Annotated in this window: 14 protein-coding genes; 8 read left to right on the top strand and 6 right to left on the bottom strand. The window is 65.5% G+C overall.

Annotated elements, in window-relative coordinates:
- Nucleotides 1-24: 24 nt before the first annotated feature.
- From GJ695_RS21305 to GJ695_RS21295, 3 genes are read left to right on the top strand one after another with little or no spacing between them, the layout of a single operon-like run.
- On the top strand, nucleotides 25-1287 hold the full coding sequence (locus GJ695_RS21305) for a hypothetical protein (RefSeq protein WP_154368281.1): 1263 nt from the start codon (nucleotides 25-27) through the stop codon (nucleotides 1285-1287).
- A 2-nt stretch (nucleotides 1288-1289) separates the two neighbouring features.
- Entirely contained in the window at nucleotides 1290-1724 is a 435-nt protein-coding gene (locus GJ695_RS21300) for a type 2 periplasmic-binding domain-containing protein (protein ID WP_154368279.1), read from the top strand.
- Complete coding sequence (locus GJ695_RS21295) at nucleotides 1721-4360, top strand: bifunctional diguanylate cyclase/phosphodiesterase (protein ID WP_154368277.1); 2640 nt, start codon at nucleotides 1721-1723, stop codon at nucleotides 4358-4360. Before GJ695_RS21300 ends, GJ695_RS21295 begins: the two co-directional genes overlap by 4 nt.
- Here GJ695_RS21295 and GJ695_RS21290 read toward each other — a convergent pair.
- The 3 genes from GJ695_RS21290 to GJ695_RS21280 all read right to left on the bottom strand — a co-directional run bounded on the left by GJ695_RS21290 (nucleotide 4317) and on the right by GJ695_RS21280 (nucleotide 6871).
- Nucleotides 4317-4928 (bottom strand): hypothetical protein, encoded by a 612-nt coding sequence (locus GJ695_RS21290; protein WP_154368275.1) that lies wholly within the window; start codon nucleotides 4926-4928, stop codon nucleotides 4317-4319. The two genes, GJ695_RS21295 and GJ695_RS21290, sit on opposite strands and share 44 nt — an antisense overlap.
- Before the next feature lie 117 nt (nucleotides 4929-5045).
- Nucleotides 5046-5666: a helix-turn-helix transcriptional regulator gene (locus GJ695_RS21285; RefSeq protein ID WP_154368273.1), complete on the bottom strand. Its 621-nt coding sequence runs from the start codon at nucleotides 5664-5666 to the stop codon at nucleotides 5046-5048.
- Nucleotides 5663-6871, bottom strand: coding sequence for an MFS transporter (locus GJ695_RS21280; RefSeq protein WP_154368271.1), 1209 nt, complete (start codon nucleotides 6869-6871; stop codon nucleotides 5663-5665). The genes GJ695_RS21285 and GJ695_RS21280 overlap by 4 nt, the downstream gene beginning before the upstream one ends.
- A gap of 143 nt (nucleotides 6872-7014) precedes the next feature.
- Between GJ695_RS21280 and GJ695_RS21275 the strand changes: the two genes are divergently transcribed.
- Both GJ695_RS21275 and GJ695_RS21270 read left to right on the top strand, forming a co-directional pair.
- Complete coding sequence (locus tag GJ695_RS21275; protein WP_154368269.1) at nucleotides 7015-7320, top strand: hypothetical protein; 306 nt, start codon at nucleotides 7015-7017, stop codon at nucleotides 7318-7320.
- A 30-nt stretch (nucleotides 7321-7350) separates the two neighbouring features.
- Nucleotides 7351-7875, top strand: a complete 525-nt coding sequence (locus GJ695_RS21270) for a hypothetical protein (RefSeq protein WP_154368267.1) — start codon at nucleotides 7351-7353, stop codon at nucleotides 7873-7875.
- On the opposite strand, the gene GJ695_RS21265 is transcribed toward GJ695_RS21270, so the two are convergent.
- The 3 genes from GJ695_RS21265 to GJ695_RS21255 form a co-directional block, all read right to left on the bottom strand.
- Nucleotides 7823-8848 (bottom strand): transporter, encoded by a 1026-nt coding sequence (locus tag GJ695_RS21265; protein ID WP_154368265.1) that lies wholly within the window; start codon nucleotides 8846-8848, stop codon nucleotides 7823-7825. The genes GJ695_RS21270 and GJ695_RS21265 overlap by 53 nt on opposite strands.
- Nucleotides 8849-8904: 56 nt before the next feature.
- Nucleotides 8905-9744 (bottom strand): HDOD domain-containing protein, encoded by an 840-nt coding sequence (locus GJ695_RS21260; RefSeq protein WP_154368263.1) that lies wholly within the window; start codon nucleotides 9742-9744, stop codon nucleotides 8905-8907.
- A gap of 187 nt (nucleotides 9745-9931) precedes the next feature.
- Nucleotides 9932-11215 carry a D-amino acid dehydrogenase gene (locus GJ695_RS21255; RefSeq protein ID WP_154368261.1) on the bottom strand — a complete coding sequence of 428 codons (1284 nt, stop codon included), beginning with the start codon at nucleotides 11213-11215 and terminating at the stop codon, nucleotides 9932-9934.
- 98 nt (nucleotides 11216-11313) lie between these two features.
- Between GJ695_RS21255 and GJ695_RS21250 the strand changes: the two genes are divergently transcribed.
- Genes GJ695_RS21250 through GJ695_RS21240 form a run of 3 tightly spaced genes read left to right on the top strand, consistent with a single transcriptional unit; the run spans nucleotide 11314 to nucleotide 13734 of the window.
- A complete protein-coding gene (locus GJ695_RS21250; RefSeq protein WP_154357867.1) occupies nucleotides 11314-11811 on the top strand; it encodes an Lrp/AsnC ligand binding domain-containing protein in 498 nt (165 codons plus the stop codon).
- 54 nt (nucleotides 11812-11865) lie between these two features.
- Entirely contained in the window at nucleotides 11866-12138 is a 273-nt protein-coding gene (locus GJ695_RS21245; protein WP_154368259.1) for a CCDC90 family protein, read from the top strand.
- A 51-nt stretch (nucleotides 12139-12189) separates the two neighbouring features.
- A complete protein-coding gene (locus tag GJ695_RS21240; protein WP_371866585.1) occupies nucleotides 12190-13734 on the top strand; it encodes a hypothetical protein in 1545 nt (514 codons plus the stop codon).
- The last annotated feature ends 48 nt before the right edge of the window (nucleotides 13735-13782 follow it).

The raw sequence follows: 13782 nt of genomic DNA, 5'->3' as shown, positions 1-13782 counted from the left end.
GCCCATGACACCAACAGGAATTGTATGACCGTAGACCTCTCGCCCAAGCGCGCCGCCGTGGCCACCGTGATGATGCTGAGCTGCTGTGCAGCCCTGGCAGGCGAGCCTGCGGACAGCGCGGACGAGGGCGCGTCGCGCTGGAACTTTGGCGGCTTCGGCACGCTGGGTGCGGCGCGCAGCAATGGCGACCAGGCCGATTTCACCGCCAACGTCCTCAGTCCGGGCGCGGCCGGCTACAGTCACCCATGGAGCGCGACGGTGGACAGCCGCGTCGGCGTGCGTGCCGGCGTGACGCTGAACGGCCGCTGGTCGGCGGTGGTGCAGCTGCTGTCCGAGCGCACGCTGGACAACGGCTACGCGCCGACGGTGCAATGGGCGTATCTGCAGTACCAGGCCACGCCGGATCTGAGCATGCGCGCCGGCCGCATCACGCTGCCGCTGTTTTTGGCCGGCGACTACCGCAAGGTGGGTTACGCCTTGCCGTGGGTGCGGCCGCCGGTGGAACTGTATGGCGCGATTCCGCTGTCCAGCAGCGACGGTGCGGACCTCAGTTACCGCTGGCAGGCCGGCGACGCCGGCAACCTGACACAGTTGTTCTACGGCCGCGCCGACGTGCCGGCGACGCCGGGCGCGCGTGCGCAGGCGCACGGCCTGACCGGCCTGTCGAACACCACCACCGCCGGCGCCCTGACGCTGCGCGCCAGTGTGCTGCGCGCGGACCTGAGCGTGGACATCGCGCGCGAACTGTTCGACGGCCTGCGCCAGTATGGCGACCAGGGCGGGGAACTGGCGGACCGCTACGAGTTGCGCACCAAGCACGCCTATGTCGCCACGCTCGGCTTCACCTATGATCCGGGGCGCTGGTTCGCCATGGGCGAGATCGGCCGCTTCAATGCGCGTTCCTACTTGGGCGACAAGACCGTCGCCTACCTCAGCGCCGGCTATCGTCACCGCGACCTGACGCCCTACCTGCTGTATTCCGTGTCGCGGCCGAATATGCAAACCAGCGTCACCGGGCTGGATGTCGGCCAGGCGTCGGCGCGCCAGGCCCAGGTGGGCCGGCAGCTCACCAGCGGCTTGAACCAGCTGCTGGCGGCGATTCCGCGCCAGAGCACCGCCGGCGCGGGCCTGCGCTGGGATCTGCATCCCAACTACGCGCTGAAGCTGCAATACGACCGCATCATGCCGCAGCAGGGATCGACCGGCACCTTCATCAACGTCCAGCCGGGCTTCCGCTCGGGCCATCCGGTGGCGGTGGTCAGCGTTGTCCTCGATTGCGTGTTCTGACCATGCTCAAGCTCCTTTCCCGTCTACGCTGGTGTCTTGCGGTGTGCCTGCTGTGCAGCGGCATGGCCAGCGGCGCCGAATTCGTGGTCATCGTCTCGGCCAAGAATCCCGTCAGCACGCTGCGCACGGAGCAGGTGGCGGCCATCTTCCTCGGCCAGAACGGCCGTTTCCCCGGCGGCGCCGAGGCGATCGCGCTCGACCTGCCGCTGGGCAGCGCGCTGCGCAACGATTTCTATATCACGGTGGCGGCGCGCACGCCGGCGCTGATGAAAGCCTACTGGACCAAAATGGTGTTCACGGGACGCGGTCAGCCGCCGCGCGAATTGTCCGGCAGCGTCGCGGTGCGCAAGCTGGTGGCGGACAATCCGGCCATGATCGCCTACATCGACAAGTCGGCGCTGGATGCCAGCGTCAAAGCCATACAGGTGACGCCATGACCCCCCACAAGGAATCGCTGCGCGCGCGCTGGTCGCGCCGTGGCCTGGACACGCACGTTTCGCTGCCGCTGTTTGCCCTGCTGCTGCTGGTGGCGATCTGGGTGGTGACCTTCCACGAGATCGACGCCGAACGCGAACATGCGCAGGAATCGGCCAGCGACTCGCTGCATGAAATGCTGGGCACCTACGAGGCGCAGGTGGCGCGCAGCATCGACGGCATCGACCAGACGCTGCGCATGGTGAAGTACGCGGTGGAGCGCAAGGGCGCGCTGGGCGCCTTGCCGGAGCTGGGCCGCGAAGGACTGCTGCCGCCGGGCGTGGTGTTCGTGGTCAGCATTGTCGACCGCAACGGCATGACGGTGGCCAGCCATCCGCGCGCGCTGTCGATTTCGGTGGCCGACCAGGGCTACTTCAAATTCCACCAGGAGCGCGACAGCGGCGCCACCTTTGTCAGCCAGGTGCTGCGCGACGCCGCCAACAGCGAATGGCATTTGCACTTCACGCGCCGGCTGGACGACGCCGACGGCAATTTCGCCGGCATCGTCATCGTCGAAACCGATCCGGCCTATTTCACCAGCAGCTATGAACGCAGCCGCCTCGGCGAGCGCGGCATGCTGGGACTGGTGGGCACGGACGGCGTGGTGCGCGCGCTGCGCACCGGCGACAAGATGTCGTTCGGTCAGCGCCTCGGCAGCGCCGAGGGCGAGCTCGAAAACCAGATCGGCGGCAAGTACAGCGGCATGCGCGAGCTGCACGGCATCGCGCTGAATGTGCTGGTGGGGCTGGACGAGAAGGAACTGATGGCTGGCTTCGAGCGCCAGCGCCGCGAAAAATTGTGGGAGGGCGCGCTCCTCAGCGGCGGCCTGGTGTTCCTCACCGGGCTGCTGTGGCTATGGTCGTGGCAGGGCGCGCGCAACCGCGCCGGCATGCGGCGCGCGCAGGAAACCTATGCGGCGGCATCGGCCGCCAGCCTGGACGCCTTTTTCCTGATGCGCGAGGTGCATGACGAATACGACGTGATCATCGACTTCAAGATCGTCGACGCCAACCAGCGCGCCGCGCAGATGATGGGCCGCAGCAGGCAGGAACTGTGCGGCACCACCATGTGCGAACTGATACCGGATGCGCGCCACAACGGCATGCTGAAGCACCTGATCCAGGTGATGAACGTCGGCGGCATGCATGAACAGGAGTGGCAGAGCACCGTGCCGCAACTGGGCGGACGCTGGCTGCACCAGCAGGTGGTGGCGGTGGAGGGCGGCATTGTGGCCATCGTGCGCGACATCTCGGAGCGCAAGCTGGCCGAGGAGCGCATGCTGCACCTGGCGCACCACGACACGCTGACCGGCCTGCCCAACCGCAGCCTGATCGCCGACCGCCTGGAGCACACCATCGCGCAGGCGCGGCGCGGCGGCGGCTCGGTGCTGGTGGCCTTCATCGACCTTGACGGCTTCAAGCTGGTGAACGATGGCCTGGGCCACAACGCCGGTGACGAGCTGCTGAAAGTGGTGGCCGAGCGCATGGCCGGCTGCCTGCGCGCCAGCGACACCGTTGGCCGCTTTGGCGGCGACGAATTCGTGCTGCTGTTGAGCGAGCCGGGATCGGCGGTCGACGCGGCGCCGGTGTTGGAGCGCGTGCGTGAAGCGGTGCTGCAGTCGGTCAGCGTCAGCGGGCAGGAAGTGCAGGTCAGCTGCAGCATCGGCGTGGCCGTGTATCCGAACGACGGCGGCGACGCCGAAACGCTGCTGATGAACGCCGACGCGGCGATGTACCGCGCCAAGGAGCTGGGCAAGAACAACTGCCAGTTCTACACCCGCGAGATGAACGCCAGCATCGAGGAAAAGCTGGTGCTGCTGGAAGGCTTGCGCAGCGCGCTGGACGACGGCCAGTTCCGCCTGGTGTACCAGCCCAAGGTGGACCTGCATACCGGCCGCGTATTCGGCGTCGAGGCGCTGGTGCGCTGGGACCATCCGGAGCACGGCGTGATCGGGCCGGACCGCTTCATTCCGCTGGCCGAGGAAAGCGGCATGATCGTGGCGCTGGGCGACTGGGTGCTGCGCAGCGCCTGCGCGCAGAACCGCGCCTGGCAGGATGCCGGCATCGCGCCGTTGCGCATTTCGGTCAATGTGTCGCCGCGCCAGTTCGAAGATCCGCAACTGGTGCAGCGCGTGCAGCGGGCGCTGGACGACAGCGGCCTGGCGCCGGAATGGCTGGAGCTGGAAGTGACCGAAGGCGTGATCATGCGCGACCTGCAGCAGGCCGTGGCCAAGATGGCCGAGGTGCGGGCGATGGGCGTGTCGCTGTCGATCGACGATTTCGGCACCGGCTATTCCAGCCTGTCGGCGCTGAAGTCGTTCCCGATCTCGACGCTGAAGATCGACAAATCCTTCGTGCGCGATCTGGGACGCAGCAGCGGCGACGAGGCGATCGCCAGTTCCATCATCGGCCTGGCGCACCGCCTCAAGCTGCGGGTGATTGCGGAAGGGGTGGAGACCGAACAGCAGCGCAGCTTCCTGCGCGAGAACGGCTGCGACGAGATGCAGGGTTATCTGTTCAGCCGCCCGCTGCCGCCGCAGCAACTGGCGGCGCTGCTTACAACTGGTTCAGCGCCTCGGTCGCTGCCTGCGGCAGCATGATGTTGTTGGCCTTGGCGTAGGCCGCGGCCGCGCGCAGCGTTTCGCCGAGATCCTTGACGGAGCCCGGCAGCGCCTTGCTCAGGTAGATCGCCGATGCGGCCGCGCCGCCGCCGGGTTTCAGCGTCTTGCGGACCTCGGCCAGGTCGCGCGCCATGCCCGCTTCGGCGGTCAGGCCGCGCGCCAGGTCGCCGACGGCCGAGCTGAAGGCCAGCTTGGCGGTGTCGTTCAACTCGGCCTTGGCGGCCAGTTTCTGTTCCAGCGCGTGGCCGCTGTCGGACTGCACTTTCAGCGCTTCCTCGATCTGGGCGCGGGTGGCGTCGGCGGTCAGCGTGCCGGCGGCGGCGGCCTGCGCGGCCGCGTCGTTCATGCCGACAGCGCCCAGCAGTTTGGCGTCCGCGTTCAGCACCAGCTGAGCGTTGTCCAGGTGGCTGGCGACGATGGCCGGCGGATTCAGATTAACCTTGTCGACGCCGGCATAGGTGCCGCCGCCGTTGCCCAGTTGGGCCGACGCTGCGCCACAGGCCAGCAGCAGCGCTGCGCCGGCCATGGTGGTGAAAGATTTTGCCAAGTTGATTCTCCTGTTGGTTCTTGATAGTGGTGCCGGGTGCCGCAGGCGGTATTGTGCAGCTTGCAACGCGCCGCAACATATCAAAATGTAACAGTTATCAAAATATTTCACCATGCCTTAGATTTGCTTGATGAGATACACGCAGCGCCGCGCGCCGGCCAGCATGTGTTCCACGCGGCCGACCGAGCAGTCCGGTCCCAGCACGCGCTGGAACAGGTCCAGCTCCGAGCGGCAGAACTGCTGGCACTGCTTGGCGGCGGCGCAGATCGGGCAATGGTTTTCCACCAGCAGCAGGCTGCCGTCGTCCTGCGATTCGACTTCGGCCATATAGCCTTCGGCGGTGCGGGCCTGGACCAGCGCCTGCACGCGCTCGGGCAGGTCGCGGACGCCGGCCAGATGCAGGCGGTAATCGCGTTCGCTGCTGGCTTCGCGCGACTGGATCAGCTTGTCCAGGCCGGCGTCACCGAACAGACTGCGCACCTGGTCGATCAGCTGCACCGTCAGTTCGGCATGACGGTCCGGGAAGCGGGCGTGGCCGGCTTCGGTCAGCAGCCAGCGGCGCGACGGTCGGCCCGGCTTGTCGGCCACATCCTCGTAGGTGACCATGCCTTTGTCCTGCCATGATTCCAGTTGCTTGCGCGCGCCCATCGAGGTCAGGTCCAGCAGCGCGGCCAGCTGCTGCGCGGTTTGCGGGCCGCGCGTCTTGATCAGGAACAGTGTCTGGTCGGCGGTGTTCATGCCAGCGCCTCCGTCTGCATGCTGCGGTGCCAGCTTTGCATGCGCCAGGCCGACCAGGCGGTGAGGGCCGCGCCGAGCAGCAGGATCAGACGCGTGTCGATCAAGGTCAGCACCGCGCCGACCAGCGCCATGAGGATGTTGGCCAGGCAGAAGGTGGTGGAAATCAGTCCCATCACCGCGCCCTGGCCGTGGGCGGCGCCGAAACGTTCGGCGCAATAGTTGGGCACGATGGCGTTGTAGAATGAATGCGGTATGCCATACAGGACGATGCACAGGATGCCGAGCGTGGCGTTGCTGGCGGCCAGCGCGGCGATGATGGCCGCCACAGCAAAGGCGTAGAGACGGGCGCGCAGCAGCGGCTCGCCCTTGAACGGCCGGCCGGCGACGATGGTGGTGGCGGTCATCACGGCGCACATGGCGGCGGTGGTCCAGGCGATGCCTTGGGCGCCGTAGCCAGGCACTTCCACCAGCCACAGCGGGTAGAACTCGTAGAAGCCGGTGACGCCGCAGGTGTAGGCCAGCGTGATGATGAACAGGCCGCGCAGATCGGGTTCGCGCAGCAGGTTGAGCGCGTGGCGGTCGCGCGCCACCTGCCACCAGGAAGTGGTGGCGTTGGACGGCGCTTCGCGCGGCAGCGTGACGGCGACCAGCGCGGCGACAATCAGTAGCGCGGTGACGGCGACCCAGAACGGCGTGGTGATGCCGAATTGCAGCGTGGCGCCGGCCAGCAGCGGGCCGGCCAGCCAGCCCATGTAGAAGGCGCCGTTCAACCACGACAGCGCTTTACGGCGCAGGTCGCCTTCGAGGCGGTCGGCCAGCAGCGCGCGCGCGACCGAGCCGCTGCCTTCCAGCAGGCCGGTGGCGAAGCGGGCGACGATGAACAGCGGGTAGGATTCGATCAGCAGCGCGCCGGCCGTGACGGCGTGGCCGATGGCGGCGCCGACAGCGGTAATCAGCAGCACCGGCCGGCGGCCGTAGCGGTCCGACATCGGGCCCAGCAGGGCGGAGCCGATCAGCAGGCCGATCGGGTTGATGGTCAACGCCAGACCGAACAGCAGCTTGGGCGGCAGGTTGAGGAAGGTGTTCAGGCCATTGGTGGCGCCGGCCGCGAACAGCGGCGGCAGGATAGGATACGGCAGCGCCGCGCCGATGGTGGACAGCAGGGCCAGCAGGCAGGCGGAGAAGATGAGCAAGGATGTTTTCATGCCCTCCACTGTAGTGCTGGCTCAACAATAAGTAAACAAAAAAGTTTACTTATTTGCCGATGTCAGCGGCAAGGCATGTATTTGACATAAATCAATCCTGCTCAGCTTGCCAGAGCTGGGTTTGAAGGCGCACGATGGATCGCATGGAAACCGACACCACACAGCCGAGCGAAGAATTGTCAGCGCTGAACAGGCGCCTGACGGCGGTCGAACGCGACCTTGCGGTGCTGAATAAAACCGTTGCCACGAAAGACGATATTGCTCGCCTCGATATTACGCTGGCCAGTATGCAGGCGACCATCGAGCATATGGCGAAAAACTTCGCCACCAAGGCCGATCTATCCGATCTGGAAACGCGCATCATGAAGTGGATGATCACCACGCTGGTTGGCGTGGCGGCGCTCAATTCTTCCATGGTACTTATCGTGGTCAAGCTTGTGCATGTATGATGCTGGCATTTCCATCAACGCCATCTCAACATGAAAGACTGGTTTGCCGGCGAGCGCGGGGCGTATTTTTTCCTGTGGCTCGGCATCGGCCTGATCGCGCTGTTCGGTGTGCTGGAATACCGCTTTCCACGGGCGGCGCAGCTGGAGACGGCGCGCGGCCGCGTGATGTGGCAGCAGGAGACGCGCGGCGCGCTGTATTTCACTTTGTCGGACCAGCAGCAGCTGGTGTTGTACGCCAAAGGCGACGGTGACGGTCGCCAGCGCCAGACCATCCGCGACGCCGAACTGTATCCCGTCACGGTGAAGTTCTTCCGCCAGCAGAAAACCGGCATCGGCTTTGCGCCGGGCGCGTTTTACACGGCCTACGGCGTGGCGGTGGGCGGCAAGGAAGTGGCCAGCCTGGGGCAGGTGCGCGGCGATTACCGGCGCGACAACCTGATCGCGCTGGCGATGGGCATCGCGGCGGCGGCGGCCGGCGCCTGGCGGGTACGGACGCTCGGCCCTAGCTCACGTCGCGCTGGCGGCGGAAGGCCAGCCAGCCGGCGATCACGGTAAAGCTGGCGACAATCACCACCACCACCAGGAAGCCATGCTCGGACTGGGCCAGCGGAATGCCGCCCACGTTCATGCCCAGCAAACCGGCGATGATATTGATCGGCAGGGCCAGCACGGTCACCACGGTCAGCACGAAGAGGCTGTGGTTATTGGCCTCGCTGGCCAGCGCCGCGATTTCCTCTTGTATCAGCTTGATGCGTTCCTGCAGCGACGCCATGTCCGCCAGCACCATGGAGAATTCCTCGGTCGACTGGCGCAGCTCCTGCGCATCGATCTCCGCCACCCAGGCCGGCGGCTTTTGCAGAAGGCGGAACAGCGCCGCCGGTTCCGGCGCCAGCAGGCGTTGCAGGCGCACCAGCACCCGGCGCAAGGCGCCCAGGCTGGCGCGCTTGGTGGTCAGTTTTCCGGCCAGCAGATTATCTTCGATGCCGTCGACGGTGGTGATGGCGTCGCGCACGATCTTGATCAGGGCGTCGGCCTGGTCGCGCAGCAGGTGGATCAGCAACTCTACCGACGACCGTATCGGCTCGCCGTTGCGCACCGCGTTGCGCAGGCTGTCGACCGCGCGCAGCGGCTTGCGGCGCGCGCTGATGACGATCTGCTTGTCGACGCTGAGCCACAGCGTGGAAATGTCGGACGGCTCGAAGGTGAAATCGTGCACCACGTCGTTGACCACCGCGATCAGCGTGTTGTCGGCCAGTTCGATGCGGGTCGAGCGCGGGCCTTCATGCAGGCTGTCGTAGAACTCCTCCGGCAGCGCGGTGTGCTCGTGCAGCCACTTCTCGCTGGCGGTGTTGGCCAGGTTGTAGTGCAGCCAGACGAATTCCTGCGGATGCTGCTCGCGCTCCTTGAGCCACCCGCAGGCGGCGTCGGTGTCCAGGGGCAGGGCCTTGCCGTCGGCATCGCGGCCAAACAGGTAGCCGCATACCAGGCCGGATTGATCGGAGCCGTAGGACAGGGGCGCAGTCTGCATGCAATTCTCCACAAAGAGCAACGGGCCGCCCTGCGCCGGACGGCCCGCGTAAAAAGTTAGACCAGCAGGGCGGCGCTCATGTCGATCGCGTCGCGCCGTGCTTCTTCCAGCATGGCGGCCAGTTTCTGTTCGTCGATGAACAGGTCGATGGCGGAGTCGGAGTGCGGCGGCAGGTCGCGCTGCGGCTCCTGCAGCGGCGACTTCACCGGCGTCAGGTGGTTGGCCAGCAGCAGGGTGTCGAGCAGCGTGTCCGGCGGAATCGACATGAAGCTGTCGCGCAGGCCTTCGATGGCGTCGGCCACCGGCTCCGGGATGCACAGCTTGCGCATCACTTCGCGGGTGATGATTTCCTCGCTGGCCGAATGCCAGTTTTCCGGATCTTCATCCAGCAGGCCGGGGAATTCGTCGGCGCGCGACAGCAGGTAGAAGCCGCCCACTTCGTGCACGATGCCGGCGAACAGCGCGGTGTCTTCATTGACGCCGGTGACATGGCGCGCGATCAAACGTCCCAGCGCGGCGACGGCGATGGTGTGGTCCCACAGCTTTTCGGCCATGTTGCGCACCTGCGGGTCGGTGATCTTGCTGCCGAACTGGCGCACCACCATGGCGGCGGCCAGCGCGAACAGGTTCTGGTAGCCGATGCGCATGATGGCGCCGCGCACATTGGTCACCACCGGCGCGCCGGCGCGGTTGAACATCGCCGAATTCGAGATGGCCACGGTTTTCGCGGCCAGCAATGGTTCCGCCAGCACCAGGCTGATGGCGGTGTCGATCGGGCAGTCGGGATCATCCAACGCCAGTTGTACGCGCAGCGCGGCGTTCACGCTGGTCGGGAAAACGAGTTCGCCACGAATGGCCAGGGCCGCAATATGGCCGAATGCTTCAAGTTTATTCATGGTCAAAATTATACGCAGGCTTGGGCCCAATCTCAACGCTCAACACAGCGTTGTTGCAGGTTCTTCGACGAAGAGCGGCGGCAATGCGACAGATCGTGACGCGGCGGCGTCAAATGCGTGGGAATGGGGCGCTGCGGAGACGTTCGCGGCGTCCGGATCGGATGCCGCGAACGGGGAGGCGGGGAGATCAGGCGTTGGCGAATTGCGGCTGGCGGGCGCCGGCGGCGGTGCTGTAGCGGCTGACCGACAGGTCGTCGGCGCGGATTGCCGGACGGCGCGCGGAGATGATGTCCGACAGCAGTTGCGCCGAACCGCAGGACATGGTCCAACCGAGCGTGCCGTGGCCGGTGTTGATGTACAGGTTGCGCAGGCCGGTGCGGCCGACGATCGGCGTGCCGTCCGGCGTCATCGGACGCAGGCCGGTCCAGAAGCTGGCGGCGGCGGTGTCGCCGGCGCCCGGGAACAGATCGTTGACCACCATTTCCAGCGTTTCGCGGCGGCGCGGGTTGAGCTCGGTGTTGAAGCCGGCGATCTCGGCCATGCCGCCGACGCGGATGCGGTCGTCGAAGCGGGTGACAGCGATCTTGTAGGTTTCGTCCAGAATGGTCGAGACCGGTGCGGCGCTTGCATTGACGATCGGGACGGTGATCGAGTAACCCTTCAGCGGATAGACCGGAATCTGCACCAGTTCTTTCAGCAGCGCGGTCGAGTACGAACCCATGGCGACCACGTAGGACTCGGCGGTGACCAGTTCGTCGCCGCACTTGACGCCCTTGATGGCGTCGCCCTCGGTGACCAGGCCGGTGATGTCCATGCCGTAGCGGAATTTGACGCCGAGCTCTTCGGCCATGGCGGTCAGGCGCGTGGTGAACAGCTGGCAGTCGCCGGTTTCATCGTTGGGCAGGCGCAGGCCGCCGACCAGCTTGTTGCGCGCCAGGCCAGGCTCGGCGCCGACCAGCTGTTCGCGGCTCAGCAGTTCGTAGGGCACGCCGGTTTCCTCCAGCACGCTGATGTCCTTGGCGGCGGCGTCCATCTGCTCCTGCGTGCGGAACAGCTGGGTCGTGCCTTGCTGGCGGCCTTCGTAGGCGATGCTGGTGGAGGCGCGCAGAGCCTTGAAGCAGTCGCGGCTGTATTCGGCCAGACGCACCATGCGTTCCTTGTTGATGGCGTAGCGCTCGGCATTGCAGTTTTGCAGCATCTGCCACATCCATTGCAGCTGGAACAGCGTGCCGTCAGGCGTGATCGACAGCGGGGCGTGGCGTTGCAGCATCCATTTCATCGCTTTCAGCGGGATGCCGGGCGCGGCCCAGGGAGAGGCATAGCCGGGCGAGATCTGGCCGGCGTTGGCAAAGCTGGTTTCGAGGGCGGGACCGGGTTGGCGATCGAGCACGGTGACGTCATGGCCGGCCTTGGCCAGATAGTAGGCGCTGGTGACGCCGATGACGCCGCTACCCAGGATTACGACACGCATAAAGTCCCCCGATTATTTAACTGCCAGATATTCCGCTATGGTATTCTCGTTTGTATAGTGTTTGTTACTGTATATCTTCGTGAAAATAGTGGATTTTTATGCGAATTCAGAAAGAATCGGTCAGAAGTCTCGACAAACTGGACAGAAAGATATTGCAGATCCTGCAGGAGGATGGGCGCATCTCGATGAAGGACCTGGGCGAGCAGGTCGGGCTGTCGACCACGCCGACCATCGAGCGGGTCAAGCGCATGGAGCGCGATGGCGTGATCACCGGCTATCACGCGCGCATCGATCCGCCGTCGCTGGGCGCCAAGCTGCTGGTGTTTGTCGAGATTACGCTGAACCAGAAGTCCGGACCGGCGTTCGAGCAGTTCCGGCGCGAGGTGTTGCGGATTCCGGAGGTGCAGGAGTGCCATCTGGTGTCGGGGGATTTTGATTACCTGATCAAGGCGCGCATTCATGAAATGGCCGAGTACCGCAATCTGCTGGGCGACATGCTGCTCAGTTTGCCTGGGGCGGCGCAGTCGAAAAGCTATGTCGTCATGGAGGAAATCAAGGAGACGCTGATCTTGTCGACCGAGGTGGTGCGGGGCTGATCTGCATCAAAGTGCGCTGCTTGAATTCGGCGGCGAGTGGCGCATACTGTGTCCATGAACTCCGTCGAATCAGCCAAATACCGCAAGCACCTGGAAGAGGGCGGCGTGCCGCCCCAACAGGCAACTGCGCACGCCGATGCGCTGGGAGAAGTCCTGGAGAACCTTACGCAAACCTTGGCCACAAAGGACTGGGTGCATATGCAACTGCAGGACCTTAAGTTTGATATGGTGAAATGGATGCTTGGACTGTTCATCACGCTGTTCCTTGCCCAGACTGGCGTTACCATCGGCGCCGTTGTCACCATCCTGCGCTATCTGCCTCGTTGAGCTCGCTTCAGTTACAATGTAATAATGGCATCACAACCAACTGGAGCAGGCGTGAATAGTCCGTCGTCGCAGCTCGTCGTCCGTTCGCTGGACGAACATTTATCGTCCGACCAGAGCTTCAGCTCCGCCTACGCGCGCGCGGTCGGCGCCATCGCCGGCAACGAGGGCAGCCTGACGCTGGCGCAATTCGCCGCCGTCACCGATATCGCCGGCGACGGACAATCCTCCGCCGTTTTTACCGCGCTGGTGCTGAACGCCATCGAATCCGGCGTCGAAGTCGACTGGGCGCTGAACGCGCTCAGCCGCAGCTGTACCGGCATCGATCAGGCCGCGCGCGAACAGGCGCTGCACATGGTGATCCCGCTGCTGGCGCTGCATGGCGCCGATGCCCGCGCCTTGGCGCAGCGGCTGGCCAAGGCCTTGTCGGTACGCGTCTCGGCCGAGGATCTGCAACGCCTGCCGCCGGCGGAAGAGCGTGGCATCCTGGCCAACCTGGGCGAGCAAGCGCGGCGCCTGGTGCGCGGCCGTTCGCTGGCCGATGCGGTGGCGGACTTCGGCCGCACGGCCGGCCAGCCGACGCTGGTCGATCACGCGCGCCATTTCCAGTCCGGCGAGATCGACCACCTGCAATTGCGGGAGCTGGTCGGCAGCACCACGGCGGCTATCACGCACGATATCGACATTTACCTGGAGCAGTCGCGCCTGCTGGCAGTGGGCGAGGCGGCGGCTGGCTCGCTGGTCAGCGCCGCGCATGATCTGAAAAGCCAGGTCACGCAGCGGTTGCAGCTGGTCGAGCAGCGCATGGCGTATGAGCGGCGGCTGATGTCGGAGGAAATCGACGATGCGGTGCATGATGCCGGCAATGCCATCGAACTGGCGATGAGCGACCGACTCAATACCGATAAATGGAAAGATGAAGATGTCTGGGCCAGCATCAGCCGCAACCAGTTCGGGCAGGAGATGGAGCGGCGGCTGGACCGTGTGGTGCGTCGCAAGGAGCAGGCCTTGCAGCTGCTGCAGGAGGATCTGCGGCTGTTCCAGTCGGGGATGAAGCTGGGGCAGGCGACGGTGTTCCAGCGTCAGCACCATGCGGCGCTGGCCAAGCTGATGCCGCGCCTGCGGGTGGGAACGCGCATTGTCAACAAGCTGGATACGGCGGCCAATGTGACCCTGGTCAGCGGTGCGGCGGTGGCGGCCAGTACCGGCACGGCGGCGTATCTGATTGGTGCGGCGGTGGTGCTGCCGGTGGTGGCGCCGGTGGCGCCGTTTGTCGGCGGCGCGGTGCTGCTGGCGGGGGCGTTCAAGTGGTTCACCGATGGCGGCAAGCGCAAGCGCACCGAGATCCGCGACAAGCGCGCGGCGTTCGAGGAGGAGTTGCGCAAGCAACTGCTGGCGGCGGAGCAGTCGTTCAATGCGCAACTGGACCTGGTGGCGGAGGGCTTCCGCGACTCGGCCTTGCAGATGCTGACGCCGATTTTGCTGGAAGCCGAAGCGGCGGGACGCGTGCCCGGCATGCGTCAGCGGATCGCCGAGCGCGTCATCACCCAGGCCCAAACGGCAATACGCCAACTCGACACCGAGCTGCTCAAGGGGTAGCGGCTGGCGTGACGCCGCACCCCGCAAGGCGTTCCGCTTTGGGGTCTG

The organism is Duganella alba (assembly GCF_009674495.1).
GTDB classification, from domain to species: domain Bacteria; phylum Pseudomonadota; class Gammaproteobacteria; order Burkholderiales; family Burkholderiaceae_D; genus Rugamonas; species Rugamonas alba.
This window is presented reverse-complemented; position numbering and strand designations above follow the sequence as displayed.